Consider the following 3,455-nt stretch of genomic DNA (forward strand, 5'->3'; position numbering starts at 1 on the left):
CTCTTGACGCTCGCGCCGTGTGCCTAAATATCGACATGGACGCCAAAGAGATCAAAATCAGCGACGATCTGCCTTTCGGCGACGTAACCTCGACCGGCACGGGACGCAACTGGGCGCACGTAAACTCGATCTCATACGATCCTAGCGACGACGGCATCATCCTCTCGCTCCGCCACCAAGGCATCGTTAAGATCGGTCGCGACAAAAAGGTAAAATGGATCCTAGCAAGTCCCGAGGGCTGGAGCGCGGACTTTAAAGAAAAAGTACTAGTGCCCGTGGATAAAAACGGCAACAAAATCAAATGCGAGAACTCAAAATGCGAGGGCGACTTCGACTGGTCGTGGACGCAGCACACCGCGTGGCTCACTCCGCGCTACGATAACAAGGGCAGCGTAAAGCACATCAGCGTATTTGACAACGGCGACGGCCGCGGCATGGAGCAGCCTGCGCTAAAAGAGCAAAAATACTCTCGCGCGGTCGAGTACAAGATCGACGAGAAAAAGGGCACCGTCGAGCAGACGTGGGAGTTTGGCAAGGAGCGCGGATTTGACTTCTATAGCGCGGTTACGAGCGTCGTGGAGTGGCAAAAGGATAAAAGCACGTACTTCATCTCAAGCTCGAACGTCTATCTGCTAAAGCCCGATAAGACGATCAAAATGGTGCTCGTGGAGATCGATCCGAAAACAAACGACGTCAAATTTGAAATGGACGTGGAGTCGGCGTCTAGAGACGACGTGGCATACCGCGCGATGGTTATCGATCCGAATATCTTTGATTATTAAAATTTCGCGATAGGTTGGAATTTAGCTTTTAAATTCCACCTGTCGCTTTGGTGCGGATAGAATTTTGCAAATCAAGCGCGAAATTTTAAATTTTTATGTAAGATGAATTTTTTTAGCAAAGGAGCAAAAATGCAGTATTTAACCTTAAACGACGGCAATAAGATGCCGATTTTAGGATTTGGAGTATTTCAGGTAGATCCGAAAGAGACGCAAAGATGCGTTGAGGATGCGATCTCGGTCGGCTACCGCAGCATTGATACGGCAAAGGCGTATTTTAATGAAGAAAGCGTGGGTGCAGCAATTAAGACGGCTCTTGCAGGCGGGCTAAAGCGCGAGGAGTTGTTTATCACTACTAAGCTTTGGATTAACGATTCAGGCGAGGAACAAGCGCTAAAGGCCTTTGATGCGTCAATGAAAAAGCTAGGGCTTGACTACCTCGACCTTTATCTCATTCATCAGCCATATGGCGATATTTACGGCTCGTGGCGAGCGATGAAGCGCCTAAAAGAGCAGGGGCGCATTCGCTCTATCGGCGTTAGCAACTTCTACGCCGATCGGATCGTCGATCTGTGCGAAAACAGCGGCGTCATCCCTGCGGTAAATCAGCTTGAGTGCCATCCGTTTTATCAGCGTGAAGCGTTAAAGCGCGTGCTTGATGGCTACGGCATAACATTTGAGTCGTGGGCTAGCTTTGCCGAGGGTAAAAACGATATATTTAAAAACGCCGTGCTAAGCGGTATCGGTGAAAAATACGGCAAAAGCTCAGCTCAGGTTATTTTGCGCTGGTTAATTCAGCGCGGCATCGTCGTCATTCCAAAGAGTGTAAAAATAGAGCGAATGAAGCAAAATTTCGACGTTTTTGATTTTGCGCTTGCGCCTGATGATATGGCTACCATTGCTGCGCTGGATATAGGCAAGACGCTATTTTTTGATCATAGAGACGCCGAGCGCGTAAAGTGGATAATCCATGCCTTTGATAAGTAAAATTTATTAAATTAAAGCGGATTGCATGCTTTAAAATTAAGCTGCGAGCGTGCAATCCTTGCTATTAAATTTGAGCTTGAGCGAGATCAGAGATAGAGCTTGTGGCGATAAATTAGCCTGCTCGCTCAAGCGGCGTGATGGCGTAGCCTGCTATTTTATATATTTTCTGTGGGAAGCCCTGCTTTATTCGCTTTAATCTCAAATTTACCCTTTATTTTATACAATCTTTGAAATTTACCGCAAAGGAATTTTATGAAAATCGCTAAATTTTTAAGAATTTTAGCCGCCGTTTGCCTGCTCTGCATAGGCGCAAACGCGCTAGAAGTGGGCGTTAATTATCAAGTGCTGCAAAAGCCGCTAAACGTACCTAAAAACAGCGTCGTCAAAATTTTTAACTACGAGTGTCCGCACTGCTATGCGTTCGACAGGACGGTCACACCGCAACTGATGAAGAAGCTTGAGGGGACGGAGTTTTTGCCGTGGCACCTAAAGACCAAGGGCGTATTCGGACAGACCGCAAGCGGCGTATTCGCAGCCCTCATCGTGCTTGATGAAAAGGACGACGTGAGCCTGCTAAGCGACGAGTCGAAATTTAAAAAGGCGAAATTTGCGATTTACAAAGCGATCCACGACAAAAAGGATGATTTTGGCGGCGGCAGTGATAAACAAAGGTTCATCAAAACCGCGCTGGATGCTGCAGGCGTCAGCTTGAGCGAATACGAAGCGGCGCTTGCCAGCAAAAAGGCGCAGACTCTGCTCGCGCAGTGGGACGCGGGCTACGAGGTCGCGGTGATTTCAGGCGTGCCAGCGTTCGTCGTGAGCGGCAAGTATCTCTTAAACACGGCTTCGTTCGGCTCCGTCGATGAAATGGCCGCCGCGGTAAAAGAGCTGCTGGCGAAATAGGTCTTGTCGCATTAAATTTGGTCGCGTCAAAGTAAACTTTGTTTTATGCGCCGCGTTAAATTTGGCTGCGAGGCTTCTAGTAAATTTTATCGCTAAGCCGCGCGACACGATAGCGACTAAATTTTATGTTTTAAAGGAGTGGATCTCGGCGAGTAAAATTTGAGCTAAAATTTAAAAATTTGACTTTAAATTTGAACATAAAAAATTAAGGTGAAGTATTTTTACGTCAGACGAGGCAGCGGCGAACGAGGCGAGGGAGCGGGTTCGGTCGTCCGTGACCGATTTGACATTTTCAAGATACATATTTCGGCGATTCAAATTTGAGTATAAAAAATGAAGGCGAAGTATTTTGAGATGGATTTGAATGTTGTGCAGAAATTTTAAGTCAAGGCTAGACAAGTAGTCTGCCGCAGACTTAAAATTTCAAACTCATTCAAAGACGCTCAAAAGACAAGCCGCCAAATTTAGACTATTCGCCGCTTAGCAGTATATATCCACTCTCGCTAATGTTTTTAAATTTAACCCCCAGCTCCCGCTTCAGCCTCAGCACGACGTTTTGTATCGCGCCCTTGCTAGGCAGCTCGCCCTCGTAGACGAACTCCTCGATCATCTCGTAGCTCACGAGCTTGTTTAGATTGTACGCAAAGAGCCAAAAGAGCTTGTTTTGCAAAAATGATAGATAAATTTCCTCGCCGTTTTTGTAGATCTTTTCTTTGGCGAGATTTATGCTCGTTTGCGGGCCCAGGCGCACGAGCTTTTCGTCCTTTTCGTAGGTTAGAGCCACGA

At 47.0% G+C, this 3,455-nt stretch carries 3 protein-coding genes and 1 pseudogene; 3 read left to right on the plus strand and 1 reads right to left on the minus strand.

Features of this window, described 5'->3' with window-relative positions; translation table 11 throughout:
* The 3 genes from Q0314_RS11085 to Q0314_RS11095 all read left to right on the plus strand — a co-directional run.
* The coding region (locus tag Q0314_RS11085; protein WP_298059038.1) for an aryl-sulfate sulfotransferase at positions 1-782 on the plus strand (782 nt) is incomplete at its 5' end.
* Between the two features lie 129 nt (positions 783-911).
* The gene (locus Q0314_RS11090) at positions 912-1,766 is read left to right on the plus strand and encodes an aldo/keto reductase (RefSeq protein WP_298059041.1); all 855 of its coding nucleotides are present in this window, start codon (positions 912-914) and stop codon (positions 1,764-1,766) included.
* Between the two features lie 252 nt (positions 1,767-2,018).
* Positions 2,019-2,669, plus strand: coding sequence for a thiol:disulfide interchange protein DsbA/DsbL (locus Q0314_RS11095; protein ID WP_298059044.1), 651 nt, complete (start codon positions 2,019-2,021; stop codon positions 2,667-2,669).
* A gap of 469 nt (positions 2,670-3,138) precedes the next feature.
* Here the strand turns inward: Q0314_RS11095 and Q0314_RS11100 are convergent.
* Positions 3,139-3,455, minus strand: a pseudogene (locus Q0314_RS11100) (DNA-binding response regulator); the annotation flags it as partial.

The sequence above is a fragment of the uncultured Campylobacter sp. genome, assembly GCF_938040115.1.
Classification (GTDB): Bacteria; Campylobacterota; Campylobacteria; order Campylobacterales; family Campylobacteraceae; genus Campylobacter_A.

Bases quoted from the DNA above. Each gene is read 5' to 3' on its own strand.
- Q0314_RS11095 (WP_298059044.1), top strand. From the start codon at position 2,019: ATGAAAATCGCTAAATTTTTAAGAATTTTAGCCGCCGTTTGCCTGCTC.
- Q0314_RS11090 (WP_298059041.1), top strand. From the start codon at position 912: ATGCAGTATTTAACCTTAAACGACGGCAATAAGATGCCGATTTTAGGA.